At 73.2% G+C, this 22,321-nt stretch carries 17 protein-coding genes; 6 read left to right on the top strand and 11 right to left on the bottom strand.

The genetic code is table 11. From position 1 onward, the window contains the following. Positions 1-21: 21 nt before the first annotated feature. Together ACFYR0_RS00230 and ACFYR0_RS00225 are read right to left on the bottom strand one after the other, a co-directional pair. Positions 22-756, bottom strand: coding sequence for a LuxR C-terminal-related transcriptional regulator (locus ACFYR0_RS00230; RefSeq protein WP_389319821.1), 735 nt, complete (start codon positions 754-756; stop codon positions 22-24). Beyond that, a complete protein-coding gene (locus ACFYR0_RS00225; RefSeq protein WP_386377391.1) occupies positions 753-2,045 on the bottom strand; it encodes a PspC domain-containing protein in 1,293 nt (430 codons plus the stop codon). Before ACFYR0_RS00225 ends, ACFYR0_RS00230 begins: the two co-directional genes overlap by 4 nt. 180 nt (positions 2,046-2,225) lie before the next feature. On the opposite strand from ACFYR0_RS00225, the gene ACFYR0_RS00220 reads away from it, so the two are divergent. Together ACFYR0_RS00220 and ACFYR0_RS00215 are read left to right on the top strand one after the other, a co-directional pair. Next, the gene (locus ACFYR0_RS00220) at positions 2,226-3,854 is read left to right on the top strand and encodes a PspC domain-containing protein (protein WP_389319817.1); all 1,629 of its coding nucleotides are present in this window, start codon (positions 2,226-2,228) and stop codon (positions 3,852-3,854) included. Beyond that, on the top strand, positions 3,841-4,068 hold the full coding sequence (locus ACFYR0_RS00215; RefSeq protein WP_389319815.1) for a hypothetical protein: 228 nt from the start codon (positions 3,841-3,843) through the stop codon (positions 4,066-4,068). Before ACFYR0_RS00220 ends, ACFYR0_RS00215 begins: the two co-directional genes overlap by 14 nt. Before the next feature lie 154 nt (positions 4,069-4,222). Here the strand turns inward: ACFYR0_RS00215 and ACFYR0_RS00210 are convergent, their stop codons facing one another. Both ACFYR0_RS00210 and ACFYR0_RS00205 read right to left on the bottom strand, forming a co-directional pair. After that, complete coding sequence (locus ACFYR0_RS00210; RefSeq protein WP_389319813.1) at positions 4,223-4,738, bottom strand: DoxX family protein; 516 nt, start codon at positions 4,736-4,738, stop codon at positions 4,223-4,225. Between the two features lie 214 nt (positions 4,739-4,952). Then, the gene (locus ACFYR0_RS00205) at positions 4,953-5,756 is read right to left on the bottom strand and encodes a class II aldolase/adducin family protein (RefSeq protein ID WP_389319810.1); all 804 of its coding nucleotides are present in this window, start codon (positions 5,754-5,756) and stop codon (positions 4,953-4,955) included. A 190-nt stretch (positions 5,757-5,946) separates the two neighbouring features. Here ACFYR0_RS00205 and ACFYR0_RS00200 point away from each other — a divergent pair, with 190 nt between their 5' ends. Both ACFYR0_RS00200 and ACFYR0_RS00195 read left to right on the top strand, forming a co-directional pair. Beyond that, positions 5,947-6,573 (top strand): hypothetical protein, encoded by a 627-nt coding sequence (locus ACFYR0_RS00200; protein WP_389319807.1) that lies wholly within the window; start codon positions 5,947-5,949, stop codon positions 6,571-6,573. 136 nt (positions 6,574-6,709) lie between these two features. Continuing rightward, positions 6,710-7,183 carry a pyridoxamine 5'-phosphate oxidase family protein gene (locus ACFYR0_RS00195; RefSeq protein ID WP_389319804.1) on the top strand — a complete coding sequence of 158 codons (474 nt, stop codon included), beginning with the start codon at positions 6,710-6,712 and terminating at the stop codon, positions 7,181-7,183. A gap of 28 nt (positions 7,184-7,211) precedes the next feature. On the opposite strand, the gene guaA is transcribed toward ACFYR0_RS00195, so the two are convergent. Further along, positions 7,212-8,792: a glutamine-hydrolyzing GMP synthase gene (gene guaA / locus ACFYR0_RS00190; RefSeq protein ID WP_386377384.1), complete on the bottom strand. Its 1,581-nt coding sequence runs from the start codon at positions 8,790-8,792 to the stop codon at positions 7,212-7,214. A 585-nt stretch (positions 8,793-9,377) separates the two neighbouring features. On the opposite strand from guaA, the gene ACFYR0_RS00185 reads away from it, so the two are divergent. Continuing rightward, positions 9,378-9,683 carry a chorismate mutase gene (locus tag ACFYR0_RS00185; protein ID WP_389321060.1) on the top strand — a complete coding sequence of 102 codons (306 nt, stop codon included), beginning with the start codon at positions 9,378-9,380 and terminating at the stop codon, positions 9,681-9,683. Between the two features lie 413 nt (positions 9,684-10,096). Further along, positions 10,097-11,128, top strand: a complete 1,032-nt coding sequence (locus tag ACFYR0_RS00180; protein WP_389319801.1) for an LAETG motif-containing sortase-dependent surface protein — start codon at positions 10,097-10,099, stop codon at positions 11,126-11,128. Positions 11,129-11,233: 105 nt separating this feature from the next. Here the strand turns inward: ACFYR0_RS00180 and ACFYR0_RS00175 are convergent, their stop codons facing one another. The 6 genes from ACFYR0_RS00175 to ACFYR0_RS00150 form a co-directional block, all read right to left on the bottom strand. Further along, complete coding sequence (locus ACFYR0_RS00175) at positions 11,234-13,012, bottom strand: GMC oxidoreductase (protein ID WP_389319798.1); 1,779 nt, start codon at positions 13,010-13,012, stop codon at positions 11,234-11,236. 109 nt (positions 13,013-13,121) lie between these two features. Continuing rightward, on the bottom strand, positions 13,122-14,741 hold the full coding sequence (locus ACFYR0_RS00170; protein WP_389319795.1) for a succinic semialdehyde dehydrogenase: 1,620 nt from the start codon (positions 14,739-14,741) through the stop codon (positions 13,122-13,124). 137 nt (positions 14,742-14,878) lie between these two features. Beyond that, positions 14,879-16,567, bottom strand: coding sequence for a serine/threonine-protein kinase (locus tag ACFYR0_RS00165; RefSeq protein WP_389319792.1), 1,689 nt, complete (start codon positions 16,565-16,567; stop codon positions 14,879-14,881). A gap of 104 nt (positions 16,568-16,671) precedes the next feature. Continuing rightward, entirely contained in the window at positions 16,672-17,718 is a 1,047-nt protein-coding gene (locus tag ACFYR0_RS00160; protein WP_389319789.1) for a serine/threonine-protein kinase, read from the bottom strand. An 88-nt stretch (positions 17,719-17,806) separates the two neighbouring features. After that, on the bottom strand, positions 17,807-19,423 hold the full coding sequence (locus ACFYR0_RS00155; RefSeq protein ID WP_389319786.1) for a serine/threonine-protein kinase: 1,617 nt from the start codon (positions 19,421-19,423) through the stop codon (positions 17,807-17,809). 146 nt (positions 19,424-19,569) lie between these two features. Next, entirely contained in the window at positions 19,570-22,188 is a 2,619-nt protein-coding gene (locus ACFYR0_RS00150) for a protein kinase (protein ID WP_389319783.1), read from the bottom strand. Positions 22,189-22,321 lie beyond the last annotated feature (133 nt).

Below are 22,321 nucleotides of genomic sequence, written 5' to 3'. Positions count from 1 at the left end.
CCGGGCCCTGCTATCCGTAGGTCAGACCAGCCGCCGCGCCGTCGCCCAGCGCGTCAGCTCGTGCCGGTTGGACAGCTGCAACTTCCGCAGCACCGCCGAGACATGGGACTCGACCGTCTTCACGGAGATGAACAGCTGCTTGGCGATCTCCTTGTACGCGTACCCCCGCGCGATCAGCCGCAGCACCTCGCGCTCGCGCTGCGTGAGCCTGTCGAGGTCCTCGTCGACCGGCGGGGCGTCGGTGGAGGCGAAGGCGTCGAGCACGAACCCGGCCAGCCGGGGCGAGAAGACGGCGTCGCCCTCCTGGACCCGGAAGATGGAGCCGATCAGGTCGGACCCGGTGATCGTCTTGGTCACATAGCCGCGGGCACCGCCGCGGATCACACCGATCACGTCCTCGGCCGCGTCCGACACGGACAGGGCCAGGAAACGCACCGGCTCCTCGGCGTCCGCCATCAGCGGCGCGCACCTGCGCAGCACCTCGACACCGCCGCCGCCCGGCAGGTGCACGTCCAGCAGGACCACCTCGGGCCGGGTCGCCGTGATGACGGTGACCGCCTGGTCGACGTCCGCCGCCTCGCCGACCACCTCGACACCGGTCTGCGCGGTCTGGCCGATCTCGGCCTGCACGCCGGTGCGGAACATCCGGTGGTCGTCGACGAGGACCACCCGCACCCGGCGCCCGCCGGCCGCCTCCGCGCCCTCGGCCGTCTCCGCGGCTCCCGCGCCGCCGTTCGTCTCGGTCGGGTCGCTCATGACGTCTTCTCCGCCCTCTCCATCTCCAGCTCGACCTCCGTGCCGCCGTCGGGTACCGCGCGCAGCCGCGCCGTGCCGCCGTTGCGCTCCATGCGGCCGATGATCGATTCTCTAACGCCCATGCGGTCGGCGGGTATCGAGTCCAGGTCGAAACCGGGGCCGCGGTCCCGGACGGACACGAACACCGACCTGTCCTCGACCTCGGCGTAGACCTGCACGGCACCGCCCTCGCCACCGTACTTGGCGGCGTTCACCATCGCCTCGCGCGCGGCCTGCATCTGTGCCCCCAGTCTGTCGTCCAGCGGGCAGTCGCCCACGACCACCACCTCAATCGGGACGCCGTGCTTGTCCTCGACCTCCGCGGCGTTGCGCCGCACCGCGTCGGCGACGGCGGTCGGCTCGTCGGCCTCGTCCTTGCCGGTGCCCTCCGGTTTGTAGAGCCAGGTGCGCAGATCGCGCTCCTGGGCGCGGGCGAGACGGCGTACCTCGCCCGCGTTCTCCGCGTTGCGCTGGATCAGCGTCAGGGTGTGCAGCACCGAGTCGTGGACATGGGCCGCGACCTCCGCTCTCTCCTGGGCCCGGATGCGCATCAGCCGTTCCTCGGAGAGGTCCTGCGTCATGCGCACCAGGTACGGCCCGGCGAGGAGCGTTATACCGACGAGGACCGCGAGGGCGGCCTGGAGCACCGAGCCGAGGTGGGACGCGGAGCCCTTGAGGACGAAGACTCCCGACACACCCGCGGTGACCAGCAGGACACCGGCCCCCGCGCGCAGCAGGGTGAGGGTGCGCCGACGTCGGCCGACCTCGACCCAGCGGGCCCGTCGGGCGTTGTCCGCCTGCCGCCAGACGAGGGCGACGCCCGCGCCCACCAGGACGGTCGGCCAGAGATAGGCCTTGGCGCCGTTGCCCAGGTTCACATTGCCCACGAAGACCATGGCCACGACGACCATGAGGAGCAGGGCGACGATCTGGCCCTTGTCCGGCTTGCGCGCGACGAGTCTTCGTCGGCCGTCGGGCGCGGTCTCCGCGGTGACCAGGGAGGGGGGCCGCTCCGCGTCGACCCCGCCGAAGCCGAGCGGCACGAAGAACCAGAAGGCGGCGTACAGCAGCGCGCCGAGGCCGTCCGCCATGAACAGGCCGACGAAGACGAGCCGCACCCAGATCACGGGCAGTCCGAGATGCCCGGCGAGCCCCCGCGCCACGCCACCCAGCCAGCGTCCGTCGCTGCTGCGGTAGAGCTTGCGCGGCGGCCGCGGTTCGGCGATGGGTGCTGCTGCGGCTTCCGGCATGCCATCGATGGTCACACGGCCGGGCGCGGCGGAGCATCAGGGTTGTCCCCCGAGACGCCCCTGATCTTCGGCCGGCGCGTCCGTCGAACACCTCCCGCCCGCTGTGTCAGGGGCGATATCAGGGTCCGGCCAGGGTCGTACCGACTGCCGCCGCGCCGACCGGACCGTCACCATGGACTCATGACAGATCACCAGCACGCCGCGGACGCCGGCGCCGACCCGGGCGGCTCGTCCGGCCCGCCCTCGGCCTCGGCGGGCGGGCAGCCGCCCGCGAGCGGCGGCGTGGGCGCGCACGCGGGCCCACAGGCCCACGCGGGCGGGCACGCGGGCGCGGGCGCGCACGGGCGGGCGGGCGCGCGGACGAAGGGGACAACGGGCGCCGGGCCCGCGGACTCCGCCTCCGCTGGTGAGCCCGCCGATACCCGTCCGCCCGGCAAGCCCGGCAAGACCGGCGGGCCCGGCAAGGCCGGTGCGGCCGACGGGACCAGTGCCGCCGACGGGACCGCGACGGCCGGTACCGGCGACGAGCTCGAGCCGCCGCACCGACGACTGCGCCGCGAGCGGGAGCACAAGATGCTCGCGGGCGTGTGCTCGGGTCTGGGCCGCCAGTGCGACATGGACCCGGTGATATTCCGCATCACGCTCGCCGTGCTGGCCGCGACCGGCGGCATCGGCCTGATCTTCTACGGCTTCGCCTGGCTCTTCCTGCCGGACGAGGACGAGGACGAGAACGAGGTGCGCAGGCTGCTGACCGGCCGGGTCGACGGCCAGGCCCTCGCCGCGGTGCTGTTCGCGCTGGTCGGCTGCGGGGTCTTCCTGACGATGATGAACAACGGCGGGGTGCTCAGCTTCGCCGTCATACTGTCCCTGCTGCTGGCGGGCGCGGGGTACTGGTCGCAGCGGCGCGGGGCGCCCGACCCAGATCCGCTCGCCGCCCAGGCCGTCGCGGACGCCCCGCCGGAGGCGAAGGCACCGCCGGTGCCCGCCTCCCACCCGTCCTGGTGGCGCGATCCCATCGTCAAGGACGGCAAGCACGTCGGCGGCACCGGATATCTGTGGGGGCCGCGCGACTCCCGCGACCGGGACATCGCGGCCGCCGTCACCATCGGCCGTGAGGCCTACGAGCCGGGCACTCCGACGCCCCGCACCACCCGCCCCGAGCCGCGAAGAGCACGGGACCAGCGCTGGATCGGTGGCTGGGTCTGTCTGCTCGCCCTGCTCGCGGGGGCCCTGACCATTCGGCTGACGTGGGAGGAACACCCGCTGGGGACCAGTGTGCAGGCAGGACTGGCCTGCACACTGATCGTCCTCGGCGTGGGTATATCGGTGAGCGCTTTTCTGGGGCGTACGGGCGCCGGGTCGGTGTTCCTCGCTGTGCTGACGGCCGGGCTGCTGGCCGCGGCGACGGCCCTGCCCAAGGACATCAGCACCCAGTGGACCAGGACGACCTGGCGGCCGGCCGCCGTGGCGGACGTAAGGCCCCACTACGAACTCGGCACCGGGGTCGGCACGCTGGATCTGTCCCGGCTCGACCTCCGCCGGGGCGGGCTGGTCAGCACCAGCGCCGAGGTCGGCGTCGGCCGGCTGCTGATCGTCGTGCCGCCGGACGTGACCGTGAAGGCGAACATCGACGTGGGTGTCGGTGACATCCAGCTGCCGGGCGAGGACAAGCAGGACGTGGATGTGGCCGCGGGCAGGACGAAGGAGACGACCCTGGCCCCGGCCGAGGGCACGGAGGCCCAGGGCGTCATCGAGATCGACCTTCAGGTCGGTGTGGGACAGGCGGAGGTGAGCCGTGCTGCGTCATGAGTTCCGGCCGGGGAAGCTGGTGGCCGGTCTTTCCGTCGCCGCCGCGGGCGTGCTGTACGCGGGTGACGCGGGCGGCGCCTGGGAGACACCGTGGTTCGTGGTGATCCCCGTCGTCGTGGGCGGTCTGTGCCTGGCGGGCGTGGCCGGACTGGTCGGCCGCGGCATACGCCGCCGCCGGGGCGACCCCTCCGCGGGCGGCCGGGTCACCGGCTAGGGCCCTTCTGATGGATCTCCGTGGGAGAAGGAGCGGCGTTCGGTGCGGGCGATCGCCGTGCGGCTTGGGGGTACCTCCCGCGCTCTTGAGGCAGTGGGGGAGGGCGTACCGGGCGTCGCGACGCCGCGGAGATCCATCCGAAGGGCCTAGGGCCCTAGGCGTGCCGTCGTCGGGCGTGCAGTACGGCGTCCAGCGAGAGATAGGGCGTGCCCGCCAGCACCAGGGGGAGCCAGGCCATCAGGTAGGCGAGGTCGTTGCCGTAGTAGTACGGGTCGGAGGCCCAGCTCACCGTGAGCCACAGGCTCAGGGAGATCAGGGCCCCGCCCAGCGCGGCGAGACGGCCGAACAGCCCGAACAGGGTGCCCAGGCCGACGGCGAGTTCCCCGAAGGCGATGGCGTAGCCGAAGCCGACGGGACTCTTCAGTGCCAGGTCGACCATCGCGGGGATGGCGGCGGAGTCCCGGACGCCGCGCATCATCTCGCCGATGGAACCGGCGCCGGAGTCCTGCATGAAGGAGCTGTCGGTGAGTTTGTCCAGACCGGCGTAGATGAAGGTGACGCCCAGGAAGACGCGGAGCGGAAGGAGCGCGTACTGAGAGGCGGTCTCGCGCCAGCCGCGGGGGCCGCCGGGGTAAGGAGTGTGCGTGTTGGGATGGAAACCGTGAGTCATCGCTGCCAGCCACCTCTCGCCCACGTGACGTGATCCCTCGGTCGACGATACGTAGGAAAGGCGGGGGGCGCTCAGTACCTGGACGCCGGATTTTCCGCGGGGTGTCCTGGCGGGGCCGGTGGGACACGAGGGAGGAGGAACGGGCGTGGGCAGCCCGGCAGCCCCCAGGGCCCGGCCCTCTGGCCACGACGGCATGGAGATCCGCCGGAAGGGCCTAGCTCAGCAGATCCGGTTCGGTGCGGCTGATGTCCCTCCACAGGGGCTGGTAGTTGATCCAGGCCACGAGGTCGCCGCCGAGCTGTTCGCGGGTGGCGACGGCCATGCGGTGGTCGATGAGGACGGGGCGGCCGGCCGCGCGGGCGGTGAGCTGGACCTGGGCGGAGCGCTCCATGGAGATGAACCACCAGGCGGCGGCGTCGACCGAGTCGCCGACGGTGAGCAGCCCGTGGTTGCGCAGGACGAGGGCCTTGTGGGAGTCCAGGGCGGCTGCGATGCGGCGGCCTTCCTCGGTGTCGACGGTGACACCGGTGTAGGCGTCGTAGAGGGCGTGGTCCTCGTAGAAGGCGCAGCTCTCCTGGGTGATGGGGTCGAGGAGGTCGCCGAGGGCGGCCAGGGCGCGGCCGTGCACGGAGTGGCAGTGGGCGACGGCGACGACGTCGGGGCGGGCGGCGTGCACCTGGGCGTGGACGGTGAAGGCGGCCTGGTTGACGTGGTAGCGGCCCTCGACGACCTGTCCGTCGGAGTTGGCGAGGACGAGGTCGCTGACGGTGACGTGACGGAAGGGCATGCCGAAGGGGTTCACCCAGAAGCAGTCGCTGTACTCGGGGTCGCGGGCGGTGATGTGCCCGGAGACGCCGTCCTCGAAGCCGAGCCGGCCGAAGATCCGCAGGGCGCCCGCGAGCCGTTCCTTGCGGTGCCGGCGCTCGTCGTCGACCGAGTCGTGCATGGGCGGCATGGCGAACCGCAGCCTGTCCGTCGGGAGGGCGGGGGGCGGCGTCGGCCGGGGCGTCCCGTGCATCGGGCCTCCAGAAAAGGGTTGCTGTACGGGGCGGAAGTTACCGCCGGTCCGTCCAGGAGGACAGGCCGTTGCGCAAAAGATGACGTACGCGAAGGGACGAGTGCACAACCAAACCCGGGGTTCACCTGTCTGGGATCCGGAATCAGAAGTTCAGCGCCGATTTTCGGCCACTCACATGTCAGGAGCCCTCGTGAGCCTCGCCGAGCAGCACATCAACGCCGTCATGCGGCAGGTCGCGGCCCAGGACGTCGTCGAGATCCACCATCCCTACGCGAAGCGGCAGACGGTCGCCTCGCTCGCGTACATCGCCGAGGCGTACGGGTTCCGGTACGCGGACGCCCGGGTCGAGGGCGAGCAGAAGACGCTGCACGTCTACCTCGTACGGGACCACGACGAGCGGGCGCCGCACCGGGCGGCGGCCAACGCGGCGGCGTTCCCGCAGGCCGGGGCGGGCGGTGCGGTGCCGGGCATGCAGCCGGGCACGCTCACCCCGCTGCCGCAGGCGCAGCCCGAGGTGGACGTGCTCGGGGCGCTCATCCGGTACGACGCCTTCGGCTCGGCGGTGGACCGCAGGAAGTTCGTCCTGATGTCCTGGTCGTTCCCGCTCGTGCTGCTGCTGTTGGCCGTGGTGACCGGCAAGTACGCCGTGCTGGTGCCGCTGGCCGCGCTGCCGCCGGTCGTCCTGCTGGGCGCCCTGCGGGTGAACACCGCCCGGCGCGCGAAGCTGGCCGGGCAGCTCACGGCGGCGGGCTGCACACCGGTGCGGGACCAGCAGGGCCGGGAGCGGTACGTCCGCCCGGTGCCGCAGGGCGCCTGACGCGCGACGCGCGGGACACGCCCCCGGCGCGCGCCCCGCGTCCGGGCTCGCGACGCCTCACCCCCGGTCCTGGCCGGGGGCACGAGCACCCGGATACCCGACGGTGGATGTCCGGTATCCGCGCCACACTCGCCGTATGGCAGCGAACTGGGAGACCTTCACCACCGCCGAACCCGAGCTCGCCCGGACCGTCGAGGAGCGGTTCGGGGCGTTCACGCACCACATCCTCGCCACGCTCCGCAAGGACGGCTCGCCGCGCACGACGGGCCTGGAGGTCCGCTTCCTAGGCGGTGAGCTGTGGCTCGGCATGATGCCGGACTCTCTCAAGGCGCTCGACCTGCGCCGGGACCCCCGTTTCGCACTCCAGGCCAACCCGGGTGAGGGGACGGGCATGGGCGGCGGGGACGTACGGATCAGCGGGCGGGCGGTGGAGGTGGACGACCCGGGGACGAAGGCGGCGTACAGGAAAGAGGTGGAACCGCCGGAGCCGTTCCACCTCTTCCGCACCGAGCTGACGGAGGTCGTGCGGACCTCGGTCGAGGACGACAAGTACCTCGTCGTCCAGGTCTGGAAGCCCGGAGAGCCGGTGCGCGCTCTCAAGCGGACCTAATCCTGTGACCACTGGGCCCCGGGGAGTCCTACTCCCACTCGATGGTGCCCGGGGGCTTGCTGGTCACGTCGACGACGACCCGGTTGACGTCGCGCACCTCGTTGGTGATCCGCGTGGAGATCCGGGCGAGGACGTCGTACGGCAGGCGCGACCAGTCGGCGGTCATGGCGTCCTCGCTGGACACCGGACGCAGGACGATCGGGTGGCCGTAGGTGCGGCCGTCGCCCTGGACGCCGACGCTGCGGACGTCCGCCAGCAGGACCACCGGGCACTGCCAGATCTCGCGGTCGAGACCGGCGGCCGTGAGCTCCTCGCGGGCGATGGCGTCGGCGTCGCGCAGCAGGTCCAGACGGTCCTTGGTGACCTCGCCGACGATACGGATGCCGAGGCCGGGGCCGGGGAACGGCTGCCGCTGGACGATCTCCTCCGGCAGGCCGAGCTCCTGGCCGACCATGCGGACCTCGTCCTTGAACAGCTGGCGCAGCGGCTCGATCAGCTTGAACTCGAGGTCCTCGGGCAGGCCGCCGACGTTGTGGTGCGACTTGATGTTCGCCGTGCCGGTGCCGCCGCCGGACTCGACGACGTCCGGGTACAGGGTGCCCTGCACGAGGAACTCCACCGCCGGGCCCTCGTCCGCGATGATCTCGGCCTGCGCCTGCTCGAAGACGCGGATGAACTCGCGGCCGATGATCTTCCGCTTCTCCTCCGGGTCGGAGACGCCGGCGAGGGCCGTCAGGAACCGCTCCTCCGCGTCGACGACCTTCAGGTGCACGCCGGTGGCCGCGACGAAGTCCTTCTCGACCTGCTCGGTCTCGCCCTTGCGCATCAGGCCGTGGTCGACGTAGACGCAGGTCAGCTGGGAGCCGATGGCCTTCTGGACGAGGGCGGCGGCGACGGCGGAGTCCACACCGCCGGACAGACCGCAGATCGCGCGCCGGTCGCCGACCAGCTCGCGGATCGCGGTGACCTGCTCCTCGATGACGTTGCCGGTGGTCCACGTCGGCTTCAGGCCCGCGCCCCGGTACAGGAAGTGCTCCAGCACCTGCTGACCGTGCGTGGAGTGCATGACCTCGGGGTGGTACTGGACGCCGTAGAGCTTCTTCTCGTCGTTCTCGAACGCGGCGACCGGGACGACGTCCGTGGAGGCCGTGACGGCGAAGCCCTCGGGGGCGGCGGAGCAGGCGTCGCCGTGCGACATCCACACGTGCTGCTCGGCGGGCGTGCCCTCGAACAGCGTGGAGGACGACTTCGAGACGTGCAGGTCGGTACGGCCGTACTCGCGGGCGCCGGTGTTGTCGACGGTGCCGCCCAGGCTCTGGGCCATGAGCTGGAAGCCGTAGCACATGCCGAAGACGGGGACGCCGGCCTCGAAGAGCGCGCGGTCGAGACGGGGGGCGCCCTCCTCGTACACGGACGAGGGGCCGCCGGAGAGGATGATCGCCGCCGGGTTCTTGGCGAGCATCTCCTGGACCGGCATGGTGCTCGGCACGATCTCGCTGTAGACCCGGGCCTCGCGGACTCGACGGGCGATGAGCTGGGCGTACTGCGCACCGAAGTCGACGACCAGGACGGTGTCGGGGGCGGCGGCAGCGGGAGTCGCTGATGACACGGGGTGCCTTCTGGTGGTCGGGCGGGGGCTGTGTGGCTGATTCTACCGACGCGCGGGTGCGACTGGTCCGGCCGCCGGTGAGCACCCCTCGGAGCCTCGGCCTCCGCTGCCGGTGAGCACCGTTCGGAGCCTCGGCCTCCACCGCTGACAAGCACACCCCGGAGCCGCAGCCTCCACCCCCGGTGCACGCCCTCCGGAGCCGCCGGGCACGCCCCCGGACCCCCAGCCCTCCGCCGACGCATGCCCGCCCCGGGCAACCCCAGACGGCCTCGGACAACCTCAGGCAGCCGACAGACACCCCCACCGCCCCGTCTCAGCATCCGAACCGCTTTGGCCCGCCCTCCCCCGCCCGGCATACTGGCCCCATGTTCACGCGGACGACCTTCCTGTTTACCTATGGCAACCGGCCCGCCGGCTGCCATGGTCGTGCTGCTTGAGCTGACGCCAAGCGACTTCCCAGGCGCCCCGGGCCGACAAGGCCCGGGGCGCCTGACGTTTTCCGGGTCCTGTCGTCCCGGGGCGGCCCTTCCCCGACAAGGAGCCCCCGTGACCGCCACCGCAGCCCAGACGAACGCCATCCCCACGATCCCCGCCCCCCAGAAGACCGCCGCCCCCGCCGCCGAGCGGACCGGCGCCCGCACCCCCGAGGCCGCCGACGTGATCAGCGGGGCCAGGGAGCGCATCGACGCGCTGGACGACCGGATCATCGGGCTGATCCAGGAACGTGTGGCCGTGTCGGCCGTCATCCAGGAGGCCCGGATCACCTCCGGCGGGCGCCGGGTGAACCTCTCCCGCGAGATGGAGGTCCTCGGCCACTACAGCGAGGCCCTGGGCAGGCCGGGCACCACGCTCGCCATGAAGCTGCTCGAGCTGTGCCGGGGTCGGATCTGAGTTCGACCCCCGACTCACCCGTACGGAGCGTGACGGCACGGGAACGGCTTCGTTGCTCTGATTGTCCGTGTCAGCCAGGCACGGGCCCGAGAGAACCACGCGTGGCTCGCTGGAGCGATGAGACGTGCGGAACGTGCCGTGCGTCGTGGGACCTCGCTCCAGGGGTCGTGACCGGACGGCAGGGGACAGCAGCCCGGTCACCCAAGAGAACGGCCGGCTCCGGGGACGCCCGGGGCCGGCCGGCGGGAACCGTCCCCCTCTCCCGCCGCCCCTCCCCGCCCCACACCCCCGCCCCACACCTCCCATCAAGTGACCCAGATCACATAGAAACCGGGTAAGCGGAGGACAACCCTTCACAGGCCTCACCGATCCAACCGGGCAAACCACAGCTCGCCCGTGATCCAGAGGTCCGCATGAAGCTCAGCCGTGCCGTGGCGGCGGCCGCCGCCACGGCGGTCGTGACGCCGCTCGCGCTGCTGTCCGCCTCTGTCGCCTTCGCGGACCCGGCCGACCCGGCGACCGTCTCGGACACGACGACCGTCACCGCCACTGCGACGCCGGCCGGCACCGCGACTCCGGCCGGCACGGCCACCCCGGCCGCCGCGGGAACATCGAGCGCCACCAGCACCCCCACCGGCACCGCGACGGCCACCGCCACGTCCTCGCCCTCGGCCACCGAGAGCTCCTCGGGGCAGCCCGAGCCGACCGCGGACCCGTCGGAGTCCTCCGGCACGCCCGCGTCCCCCGCGCCGTCCGAGCCGGACGTCCCCTTCTGCGAGGACGTCGACGCGGGACACGACGCCAAGATCTCCGCGGACATCAAGGGCCTGCCCGGCAAGATCGTCGCGGGCGACGGCCACCACGCCTTCCGGCTGGTCGTCACCAACGACTCCGACGCCCCGATCGAGGACGTCCACCTCTACGCCGAGGTCGAGAACTACGAGCTGGAGGAGTCGGCGTTCCTCAGCCCGTACGCCGAGCTGGAGTTCAAGGACGGCGACGGCTGGACCCGGATCGGCGACGGCGACTGGGCGGGCGACGACTTCCTCGACACCACGCTCGCCTCGCACGCCTCCCGGTCGGTCGAACTGCGGCTGAGCATCGACGCCGGGGCGCGGGCCGGTGACGCGTACTCCTTCGGCTCCGGCGCCTACCTCGACCGGGTCGGCGACGAGGACTGCATCGCGGAGGGCTGGGCCCAGTACGACTTCGAGGTCCTGAGGGCCGGCTCCGCCAACCCCGACCCGGGTACGGCCACGCCGAGCGACTCGGACGACAGGGCGCAGGGCGGCGCCGGTGCCCCCGCGGCCGGGGACGGCAACCTCGCGCACACCGGCTCCAGCTCCGCGCTGCCGGTGATCGCCCTCGTCGGCGGGGTCGCGGTGGTGGCGGGCGCGGGGGCGGTGCTCGCCGTACGGCGGCGCAAGGGCGGTACCGACACCTGAGACGTGGCGTGAGCGGCCCGGTGATCCGGGCGGCACACGCCGTGCGGACAGCCAGAGGGACCTGCGCTCGGAGGGGGGCGCAGGTCCCTCTGGCTGTTCACCGGGTCACTTCTTCGGCGGCACCGCCGGCATCCCCAGGAACGGCAGCCGCAGCGCGCCGAACGCGTCCGCGGGCACGGCCGGGGACTTCGGCTCGACCGGCTGGACGCGCTCGTAGGCCGATCCCTGCTCGGGGCGCGGGTCGGCCTCGCCCTTGTTCGGCCAGAAGGACATCGCCCGCTCGGCCTGCGCGGTGATCGTCAGCGACGGGTTCACGCCCAGGTTCGCCGAGACGGCGGCGCCGTCGACGACCGAGATGCCGGGGTGGCCGTACAGCCGGTGGTACGGGTCGAGGACGCCGGTCTCGCGGGAGGAGCCGATGGGGCAGCCGCCCAGGAAGTGGGCGGTCAGCGGGGTGCCCATCAGTTCGCCGACGTTGGACCCGGCGAAGCCGTTGATCTCGGCGGCGAGGGCGTTCGCGCCCTCGTGCGCGGCCCGGATCTGCCTGGGGTTGGGTGCGCCGTGGCCCTGGCGGGCGGTCAGCAGACCCTTGCCGACGCCGTCCGGCTTCAGGTACGTCGTCAGGGAGTTGTCCAGCGACTGCATCACCAGGCCGATGATGGTCCGCTCCGACCACTTGCGGTTGGACAGCGAACGCAGCACCAGGACGGGGTGCCTGGCGGCGTTGGCCAGCCAGCCCAGCAGCCGGGAGGAGTTCTCGGCGTAGGGGACCTGGAGGATGGACAGGCCGCCCATCGAGTTGGAGCCCTTGCCGTAGCGCACCGGCTCGATGTGGGTGTCGGCGTCCGGGTGGACGGAGGACGTGATGGCGACGCCGCGGGTGAAGTCGGCCCGCTTCTGCCCGGTGGCCTTGCGGTAGCGCCGGTCGGTGGTCTGGGCGCCGACCAGGGCCTCGGAGTTGGTCCGGGTCAGTTCGCCGAGCCGGTCGGAGAGATACGGCAGCCTGCCGCCGGCCTTCATGCGGTGCAGCAGGGTCTGGGTGCCGTAGGTGCCGGCGGCGAGGACGACCCGCCGGGCCTTGAAGGTGCGGCCCTCGCCCTTCCCGCGCCTGTCGGTGGGCAGGGTGGTGAGGGCGTAGCCGCCCTGGGAGTCCTCGGTGACCGCCACGACCGTCGTCATCGGGTGGACGACCGCGCCCGCCTTCTCGGCGAGGTACAGGTAGTTCTCGTTGAGGGTGTTCTTCGCGCCGTGCCGGCAGCCGGTCATGCACTCGCCGCACTCGGTGCAGGCGTTGCGGGAGGGGCCCGCGCCGCCGAAGTAGGGGTCGTCGACCTGCTGGCCCGCCTTGGCCTTCGTGCCGCCGTCGGCGTCCTCGCCGTCGCCGAAGAAGACGCCGACCGGCGCCATGTGGAAGGTGTCGCCGACGCCCATCCGCTGCGCGGCCGCCTTCAGATGGACGTCCGAGGGGGTCATCGTCGGGTTGAGCCGGACGCCGAGCATGCGCCGGGCCTGGTCGTAGAAGGGCTTCAGCTCCTCCTGCCAGTCCGTGATGTCGCGCCACTGGGGGTCGTCGAAGAACGGCTTCGGCGGGACGTAGAGGGTGTTGGCGTAGTTGAGGGAGCCGCCGCCGACGCCCGCGCCGGCCAGGACCATGACGTTGCCGAGCAGATGGATGCGCTGGATGCCGTACAGGCCGAGCCTGGGTGCCCAGAGGTAGTTCTTGATGTCCCAGGAGTTCTTCGGGAGAGAGTCGCGGGTCCAGCGGCGGCCCGCCTCCAGGACGCCGACGGAGTAGCCCTTCTCGGTGAGGCGCAGGGCGGTGACGGAGCCGCCGAATCCTGAGCCGACGACGATGACGTCGTAGTCGTAGGTGTCCTGGGGCACGTGTGCGCTCCTCGTCGAGTGTCCGTGCGGGGTTTCCGTGCGGGGTGAGGGTGGGGCCGGTCGCGCCCGCCCGGGCGGGGCCGCACGACGGTACGGCCCCGCGCCCCGGCTACCTGAGCCGGAACGCCTTCATCAGGCGGAGGCTGCGGCTCATGAAGGCCGCGTACTTCTCGTCGTCCATGCCCAGCGCGGGGGCCATCGGGAGCACGCGCTGGTGGGCGACGGTCTGGGCCTCTGTGTACTTGAGGATGCCCTCGGAGCCGTGGCGACGGCCGAGGCCAGAGTCCTTCATGCCGCCCATCGGGGACTGGACGGAGCCGTAGGCGGAGGCGTAGCCCTCGTTGACGTTGACCGTGCCGGTGGTCAGCCGGGCGGCGATCGCGCGGCCGCGGCGGCCGTCCTTCGTCCAGACGGAGGAGTTGAGGCCGTACGGCGTGGAGTTGGCGCGCTCGATCGCCTCCTCCTCCGTCGTGAACCGGTAGACGGAGACGACCGGGCCGAACGTCTCCTCGGCGCAGACGGACATGGGTTCGGTGACGCCGTCGAGGATGGTCGGCTCGAAGAAGTACGGGCCGACGTCCGGGCGGGCGACCCCGCCGGCGAGGACCTTCGCGCCCTGGGCGACGGCCTCCTCGACATGCCGGGTGACGGTCTCCAGCTGGCGTTCGCCGACCAGGGAGCCCATGTCGGCGCCGTAGGCGAGGGAGGTGCCGAGCCGCATGGCCCGGGTGCGGGCGGCGAAGCGCTCCAGGAAGGCGTCGGCGACCGACTCGTGGACGTACAGCCGCTCGATGGAGATGCACAGCTGCCCGGCGGAGGAGAAGCAGGAGCGGACCGCGCCCGCGGCGGCCTTGTCGAGGTCGGCGTCCTCGAGGACGAGCATGGCGTTCTTGCCGCCGAGTTCGAGGGAGACCCCGACGAGGCGGGCCGCGGCGCCCTGGGCGACCTCGCGGCCGGTGCGGGTGGAGCCGGTGAAGGAGACGTAGTCGGCGTACTTGACGACCTCGGGGCCGACGACCGGGCCGTCGCCGATGACGACCTGGAAGACCTCGGCGGGCAGTCCGGCCTCGAGGAGCAGGTCGCGGGCCCACAGGGCGGTCAGACAGGTCTCGGTGTCGGGCTTCATCACGACGGCGTTGCCCGCGACGAAGGCGGGTATCGCGTCGCCGACGGAGAGTTCGAGGGGGTAGTTCCAGGGGGCGATCTGGCCCACGACCCCGCGCGGGTGGCGCAGTTCGGTGACCTTGGTCAGGGTCGGGATGGCGCCCGCGTGCCGCTTGGGCCTGAGGTACGCGGCCGCCCGGCGTCCGTAGTGACGGGCGGCGACCGCGACGGCCTGGACCTCCTCGTGGGCGTGCAGCCGGGCCTTGCCGGTCTCCAGCTGGATGAGGTCGAGGACCTCGGCCTGGCGTTCCAGGACGAGGTCGTGGAAGCGGAGCAGGACGGCGGCGCGCTCCCGTACGGGCACCTGGGCCCAGACGGCCTGGGCGGCGCGGGCGGCCTCGAAGGCCCGGGCGACGTCCTCGGGCGTCGACTCGGGCAGGTCGGCCAGCTTCTCGCCGGTGAACGGCGTGTGGTTGGCCGTCAGGCCGGAGCCCGTGACGCCCTTGGTAAGCCGGGCCACGAGGTCCGGCGTCACCACGTCGGCGGCGGTGCGGACCCCCACCGGGGCGGGGGCGACGGGATTGGTGCCGGGAGCGGCCTTCTCGGGTGCCTGCGCTTCGGTCATGAGGCGCAGGGTATGCCGCGTCGGAGGCTTTGTGTACCCGTCGGTAATGGTGATTCACCGGGCGCACACAAACCGCCAGCGATCACTGGCAACAAACCGCCTGATCAGGGGCTTGTTCCCCGAATCGGACCACAGCGTCAGTTTTTCGCGGGCGCCTCGGCCTCGTCGACCACGAACTCGGCCATCGCGCGGTCGGCCACCTCGCGGCCCCGTTCGGTGAGGTCTCCCTCGCCCGGGTAGGAGACGGACAGCCGGTACATGTCCTCGCCCACGCTCCGGTAGTAGAGGATCTTCACCTCCTTGGGCACGAGGAACTGGCTGTCCTTGTCGTCGCTGTAGGTGAAGGTGCTCTCCGCGGCCTCGTGCCCCTGGAAGGTGGCCGCCTTCGTCACGACCTTCCTCGGCTCGTCGTCCGAGATGTTGAACGCCGAGCTGGAACCGCCCTCCAGCTCCTTCTTCTCGTCGTAGGCCTCGCCCATCGAGGAGCTGGCGATGTAGCCGAGCGAGTCCTCGCTCTTCTTCAGCAGCTCCAGGCGGATGTAGATCACGCCGCTGGGGTCCGACCAGTGCACCCAGTGCTCGCCCTGGTCCGTCTCCCCGGGCAGGTAGCGGTCGTAGCCCTTGGGCACGCTCAGCGTCGCGGCGAGGTCCTTGTGCTCGTGCTTCTCCCAGACACCGCCCGACTCCCCGTCGCCCTTGAACGGCTGGGCGACCGCCAGGACGGCCGTCAGCACGGAGGCCACCACCACGGCGCCGAGCGCGGTCAGCGCCTTGCGGCCGAGCCGGACGCCGCCCCGGTCGTCTCCGCCGCGGTCGCCGCCCGACAGCGTCACCACCTGGGTCGGCGCGGGCGCGGGCGGGTTCGCGGCCGCCTCCAGCAGGGCGCGGACCTGGCCGGCGCCCGGACGGTGGGCCGGGTCCTTCTGGAGCAGGCCGTTGATGACGTCGGCGAGCGGCCCCTGCGCGGAGGCGGGCGGGGCCGGGGTGGCGTTGAGGACGGACTGGAGGGTGGCCGGGGTGTTGCTGCGGCGGAACGGCGAGACGCCCTCGGTCGCCGCGTACAGGACCACGCCCAGCGACCAGAGGTCGGAGGCCGGGCCGGGGCGCTGGCCGAGCACCCTCTCGGGCGCGATGTACTCCGGCGAGCCGACGAAGCCGCCCGTGTCGGTCAGATTGGTCTCGCCCTCGATCTGGGCGATCCCGAAGTCGGTGAGGACCACCCGGTCGTGCCGGCCGAGCAGCACGTTGTCCGGCTTGACGTCCCGGTGCAGGATGCCCGCCGCGTGGGCCGCCTCCAGCGCGCCGAGCACGTCCAGGCCGACCTTGGCGGCCTCCCGGGCGCTCAGCGTGCCCTCCTGGAGCGCGGCGCCGAGCGAACGTCCCTGCACCAGCTCCATGACGATCCAGGGCTGCCCGTCCACCACGGCGACGTCGTGCACGTTGACGACCGCCGGGTGGTCGAGCCGCGCGGCCGCGCGGGCCTCACGGCGCATCCGCTCGAAGGCGTTGGCCCGTTCACGCTCGGGAAGGTGGTCGGGGACACGCGGCTCCTTGACCGCGACCTCCCGGTCCACCGTCTCGTCCTTGGCCCGCCACACCGTGCCCATGCCGCCGTGGCCGAGCTTGGACAGCAGCCGGTACCGCCCGGCGACCAGGCGTCCCGCGCCCGGCTCCGGCACGGCCTGCCGCTGCGGCACGACCTGAGTGGGCGTCGCGTACGGGTTGCCCGGCTGCGGCACGCCCGCGGGCGGGTTCGGGTTCGGTGGTTGCAGGCCGAAACTCGTCGGCTCGTCGGCCCCGTAGCGGGCTCCCCCGTTGTTGCTCATGGTTCATCCATATCGTGCCGGGCGCTCGCGTATCCACTTCGGCGGAACACGCGGTACAGACCCGTGACCCCGGCATCGCCCGGATTCCGTCCGCGCGGGCGGTTTCAGCCCGTTGCGCCCTCTTCGCCGGACGGTGTCGGCGTCGCCCGCGGGGTGCTGACGGAGGTGGACGGGGAGGGCGTCGCCGGTGGACCGCCGCCGTCGCCGTCCCCGTCGAGGAGCAGCACCGCGGCCGACACGCCGGCCACCGCCGTCACCGCCACCAGCGCGGCCACCAACATCCTTGAGCGCGGGGCCTGTCGCTCGGGCTCGGGCGTACGACCGGTGTCCAGGAAGCCGCGCAGCATCCGCTCGGCCCCGGTCGCGTCCAGCCGCCGCTGCGGATCGCGCTCCAGCAGTCCCCGTACGACGGGCAGCAACGGCGCGGCCTGGGCGGGCAGTCGGAGGTCGTCGGACAGCACCGCGTGCACGACCGCGCCCAGCGACTCGCGCCGGAACGGCGATTCACCGCTCACGGCCGCGCACAGCAGCGCCCCGAGCGACCACAGGTCGGAGGCGGCTCCGGTGCCGGCCCCGGACATGCGCTCCGGCGCGGTGTACTCGGGCGAGCCGACGAAGGAGCCGCTCTCGGTGAGCGTGGTGGTCCCGGCGACCTGGGCGACCCCGAAGTCGGTGAGGACGACCCGGCCGGTGCCGTTCTCCACCAGGACGTTGGCGGGCTTGAGATCCCGGTGCAGCACCCCGGCGGCGTGCGCGGTGCGCAGGGCACCCAGCAGCGCCACACCGATCCTGGCCGCCTCGTGGGCGTCGACGGGGCCGTGCGCGGCGATGCGCTCGGCGAGGGAGCCGCCGTCGACGAACTCCATCACCAGATAGGGGCGTTCCTCGTGCGCCACGACGTCATGCACCACGATGACCTGCGGATGCCGCAGCTGGGCCACCGCGCGGGCCTCCCGCAGCGTGCGGTCCCGCCGCCGACGGGCCTCCTCCTCCGACAGCGTGTCGTCCAGGGCGAGTTCCTTGACCGCGACGACCCTGCCGAGCAGTTCGTCGGTGGCACGCCAGACCACGCCCATGCCGCCGCGCCCGAGCACCGTCTCCAGCCGGTAACGGCCCGCTATCACACGCCCGCCCGTCCGCTCGGTCCCCATGCGCCCCATCATGCATCAGCCGGAGCGGCACCCTCCGAGCGGCGCGACCGCGGGTGGCCGACAACAGACGCTCGACGACGGGAAGTCGTCAGGAGCCGGTGGTCCGCCAGCTGCGCAGCAGGATGTCGAACCGCTCGCGCATGGCGGGCCAGTCCGCGACCGGGGCCGAGGCGTAGACCGCGTACTCGACGCCGTCGCGGGAGATGTACATGTGGTCGATCGCGCGGCGCGGACCCGGCAGGGTGTTCGCGTTCGCCAGCGCGGTCCAGGTGTACTCCCAGAGGGCACCCGGCCGGTCCCGGTAGGTGATCTTCTCCAGCATCAGGCGCTTGTACTGGGCCAGCCGCTGCACCTGCGGCTCCAGCCCCAGTTGGTGCTCGTAGGGGTCGTCGTAGTCGGGCCTGCGGTCGACGGCGATGCGGAAGAAGTTCTCCCCGCCGTCGGGCGAGTAGTCGACCTGGCCCGTGGCCTCGTCGTACACCGTGCGCCGCCACTCCGGTCCGGGCACCGCGATGCTGAAGCCGAAGGGGTCGTTGCGGCGTTCCCAGCCCTCGGGGAGGGTGCCGGCGCTTTCCGGGGGACCGGCCGAGTCGCTCGGCGAGGGGCTCGGGCTGCGGCCACCCGGGGTCCGGTCGCCCGGGGTCCGGTCGCCCGCCTGCTGCTGTCCGCGGTCCTGCCACTGCTGGATGCCCACGGCACCGCCGCCGACGAGTGCCGCGAGGACGACCACCAGGGCGAGCGTCCGCCGCCGCCGGGGACGGCGGGGCGCGGACGGGGAGGGTCCGTCGGACTGCCGCGGGTACGGCGTCGTGGTGGACGTGGGCGACGCGCCGCCCACACCGTCCCGGGGGACCGCCTGCGTCGGGACGTACGGCTGGGGCACGGCCGACGGGCGGCCACGCGCCACCTCCGCGAGCATCCGTTCGGCCTCGGCGGCGCTCGGACGACTGGCCGGATCCTTGCGCAGCAGGGCGGCGATGACGGGCGCGAGCGCACCGGCGTTGGCGGGGGCGTCGGCCTCCTCCTCGACCACGGCCTGCATGGTGGAGATGGGCGAGGTGCGGCGGAACGGCGAACGGCCCTCCACCGCGTTGTAGAGCGTCGCCCCGAGCGCCCAGAGGTCGGAGGCCGGACCGGGGTCGTGGCCGCGGACCCGCTCCGGAGCGAGGTACTCGACGGAGCCGACGACCTCTCCGGCGAGGGTGATGGTGGCGTCGCCCTCGATCTGCGCGATGCCGAAGTCGGTGAGCAGCACCCGGCCTTCCCGGCCGAGCAGCACGTTGCCGGGCTTGACGTCGCGGTGCAGGACACCGGCGGTGTGCGCGGCGCCCAGGGCGCGCAGCACCCACAGGCCGATCCTGGCGGCCTCGGCGGGCGGGATGCGGCCCTCCTCCTTGACCGCGTCGGCCAGCGAGCGGCCCTCGACCAACTCCATGACGATCCACGGCCGGCCGTCGTGCTCCAGCACGTCGTGCACGGTGACCACTGCCGAGTGGTTGATCCGGGCGGCCGCCCGCGCCTCGGCCCGGGTGCGCGCCAGCAGCACCGCCTGGTCACTCTCCGACACATAGAGCGCGGCCGTCAGCTCCTTGATCGCGACGGTCCGGTGGAGCACCTCGTCGTGCGCCCGCCACACCCGGCCCATGCCGCCGCGGCCGATCGATTCGGCCAACCGGTAACGGGCCGCGATGAGCTGGCCCTGCATCTGATTCACGTTGCCCCGCTTTGATATTGACAGGGTCAGGGTAAGTACGGTTGACCCGACGGGGAACAAGCGGGGCGGCTCGGATACCGCACTGTGACGGTTGTCGCTTTGAGTGACGAGGGGGAACCGGACCGCCCCCGCCGGATTCAGCCGGTGGGCTGGTAGGTGGAGGACGCCTGTTCGTACAGGCGGGTCACCTCGTCCCGTTCGGCCTCCGGGCCGCGTACCTGCACCACGTGGTAGCGGCCGTCGAGGAGGATCGCGACATTGCGCACGAACAGCTCGCGCCCGTCGGCGCCGGTCCAGGTGAACTGGCCCTCGGCCATCGTCCGTCCGCCCACCGAGATCGTCTTCAGCCCGGTGGCCGTGGCCCAGCTGGAGTCGCGGTACGGCTGCAGCTCCGCCTCCCGCTCCCGCTGGTAGACCATCGGGTCGCTGCCGAACTCCCCGGCGCTGTCCCGGCCGGCGACGACGATCAGCTCGAACGAGCCGTGCGCGTACCGCACCTGTCCGCGGCCGTTCTCTCCGCCGCGTTCCCAGCCGTCGGCCACGGCGATCCGGAAGCCCGCCGGGTCGGAGCGGACGGTGAAGCCCTCGGCGGCATCGGACCCGGACGGCTGCGTCTCGTCGGAACCGGCCGACTGGGACGGGTCGTTGCCACCCCCGTCGCCCGGCGTGGTCTGGTCGGGCCGCGGTTCGCTGCTGGCCTGCGGCGAGCTCTCGGGCGCCTGTCCGGCCTGCCCGGCCGCGCCGGTACGGTCCGCCTGCGGCGAGCCGGAGCCGGACTCCTCGGACTTGGGCATGAACAGCACGGCGTACGCGACCGCCGCCGCCATCGCCAGCAGCACCGTCACCAGCAGGGTCCGGCCGAGGCTGCGCGGCGAACGCTCCTCCTGCCGGGCCCGCTTGTGCCGTCCGTGCGCCGCGGGCAGCCCGGCACGCCGCTTGCGCACCAGCTCGCCGCGTCGTCGTACGACCGGCAGCCGGCCCGTGTCGGCGGGCGGCGCGGCGACCACGTGCACCCCGGCCTCCGGCTCGGGCGCCGAGCGTACGAGGGAGCGCAGCCAGCCGCGCAGTTCCTCGAAGTCGGGCCGCTCGGTGGGGTCCTGGCGCAGCAGGGACTCCACGACCGGCCGCAGCGGGCCGCACTCCTCGGCGAACGCGGGCGGCTCCGCGCACACCATCTGCACCAGCTCGGCCGTCGACTCCTCCGGGTAGGGCGCGTGGCCCTGCACGGCCCGGAACAGCAGCGCGCCGAGCGCCCACAGGTCGGTGGCGGGGCCGATCGGTGCGGCGAGCTGCCAGTTCTCGTGCACGGGCCCGGCCTGTTCGGGGGCCCACCGCTCGGTGACCGCGCCGACCACGGCCATCCGTGCCTGCCGCGCGCGCTCGGCGGCGAGCGCGGTGGCGGGGCCACGCCGTCCGGGGACGGCGGGGGCCGGCTCGTCCCAGCGGCCGGCCGGCGGGGAGGCGGGTGCGGGAAGCGCGGCGGGGCTCAGCTGCACGGGGGACATGCCCGGCGTGCGGCCCGCCGCGGGGAGGGCCTGGCGGTGCGGGTCGGCCGGGGGGATCCCGAGCGGCGCGGCGCCCGTCCGCGGGGCACCGGGGGCGGTGCGCGGGGCGGCGCCGTGCCAGGGGCGGGCGTGCACGCCGTACGGGTCGGCTATCCGGCCCGGGGGGTTGCCGTCCGCACGGCCGCGGGAGTCCTGCTCCGGCAGCTGGGGCGAGGGCGCGCCGGGGGCGGGCCGGGCGCCGGGCAGCAGGGCCTGTCCGTCGGACAGCGAGGGGTCGGGGCCGAGTCCGGGGGCGCCCTGCCGGGTCTCCTGGACGCGGGCGGCGGCGCGGGCTCCCTCACGGTAGGCGGCGATCGCCCCGGCGCGGGCCGCCCGGATGTCGTCGCCTCGCCCCGGTTCCCCGCGCTCGGGGGCGTCCGGCGCGCCGGACGGGGCCGGGCCGTAGGGGCCAGGGCCGGGCGGGGCCTCCCCGCCGGGCAGACGGCCGACGCCCCGTGCCTCGATGGCGGCCCGCCGCGCGGCCTCCAGGTCACCGGCCGTGGCTCCCGCCCGGCCGGGGGACAGGACCGCGGCGCCGCCCGGGGGGCCGCCGGGGCCCTGGTGGGGCAGGGTGGGGTGGGTGCCGGTGTCCTCACCTGCCGGTACCGGGTCGTAGCCGCACAGCGCCTCCTCCGCAGCGCCGACGGCGAGGCCGGTGAGCAGGACACGCCCGTCGTCGCAGACGAGCACCGTGCGGGCGGTGATGTTGCGGTGCACCCAGCCGTGCGCGTGCAGCACGCGCAGCGCCGTGAGGACGTCGGAGGCGACCTCGGCGGCCCGGTACGGCGTCAGCGGTCGCTCGGTGAGCAGCGCGGCGAGCGGCCGCGCTGCCACCAGCTCGCTGACGATCCACAGCGAACCGCCCTCGGCGAACACGTCGAAGACCTGGTCGAGCCGCGGGTGGTCGGGAAGGGCCGCGGCGGCCTGGGCGGCCTCCACGGCACGCCGTACCGCCGGATCGGCGGGCCGTCGCGCCGTACCGGGCGCGGCGGGCCGCCGTACGCCGCGGTCCCGTGCGGTGAATCCCTCCGGCAGCCCGTCCGCGTCGAGCACCTCCGCCTCGACGACCTCGGGCAACGGCACCTGGCGGACCAGGACCTCCTGCCCGCTGTAGGTGTCGAAGGCGCGTGACTCGGTGAGTTCGTACTCGTCGGAGGGCGGCAGCGGCAGGCGGTAGCGGTCGGCCAGCACCCGTCCCGCATAGTCGTCCACGTTGCCTCCCCCGGCCGCCCGGCTGGTCAATTCCGTTCGTACGGCGTCCCGTTCCGGATGCGTACGGTTCGCAAGCACTCACGATACGTGCCATGGGCAGCCCGCACCGAGGGGATGGGAGATCTCACCCCGC

This window comes from Streptomyces sp. NPDC005017, from assembly GCF_042873115.1.
GTDB lineage: Bacteria > Actinomycetota > Actinomycetes > Streptomycetales > Streptomycetaceae > Streptomyces.
This window is presented reverse-complemented; position numbering and strand designations above follow the sequence as displayed.

What these genes read in the sequence shown, in the direction of transcription:
- ACFYR0_RS00220 (WP_389319817.1), top strand. Translation starts at nt 2,226, where the DNA reads ATGACAGATCACCAGCACGCCGCGGACGCCGGCGCCGACCCGGGCGGC.
- ACFYR0_RS00225 (WP_386377391.1), bottom strand. Translation starts at nt 2,045, where the DNA reads ATGCCGGAAGCCGCAGCAGCACCCATCGCCGAACCGCGGCCGCCGCGC.
- ACFYR0_RS00160 (WP_389319789.1), bottom strand. Translation starts at nt 17,718, where the DNA reads ATGGGGACCGAGCGGACGGGCGGGCGTGTGATAGCGGGCCGTTACCGG.
- ACFYR0_RS00180 (WP_389319801.1), top strand. Translation starts at nt 10,097, where the DNA reads ATGAAGCTCAGCCGTGCCGTGGCGGCGGCCGCCGCCACGGCGGTCGTG.
- ACFYR0_RS00170 (WP_389319795.1), bottom strand. Translation starts at nt 14,741, where the DNA reads ATGACCGAAGCGCAGGCACCCGAGAAGGCCGCTCCCGGCACCAATCCC.
- ACFYR0_RS00230 (WP_389319821.1), bottom strand. Translation starts at nt 756, where the DNA reads ATGAGCGACCCGACCGAGACGAACGGCGGCGCGGGAGCCGCGGAGACG.
- ACFYR0_RS00195 (WP_389319804.1), top strand. Translation starts at nt 6,710, where the DNA reads ATGGCAGCGAACTGGGAGACCTTCACCACCGCCGAACCCGAGCTCGCC.
- ACFYR0_RS00205 (WP_389319810.1), bottom strand. Translation starts at nt 5,756, where the DNA reads ATGCACGGGACGCCCCGGCCGACGCCGCCCCCCGCCCTCCCGACGGAC.
- ACFYR0_RS00210 (WP_389319813.1), bottom strand. Translation starts at nt 4,738, where the DNA reads ATGACTCACGGTTTCCATCCCAACACGCACACTCCTTACCCCGGCGGC.
- ACFYR0_RS00165 (WP_389319792.1), bottom strand. Translation starts at nt 16,567, where the DNA reads ATGAGCAACAACGGGGGAGCCCGCTACGGGGCCGACGAGCCGACGAGT.
- ACFYR0_RS00155 (WP_389319786.1), bottom strand. Translation starts at nt 19,423, where the DNA reads ATGCAGGGCCAGCTCATCGCGGCCCGTTACCGGTTGGCCGAATCGATC.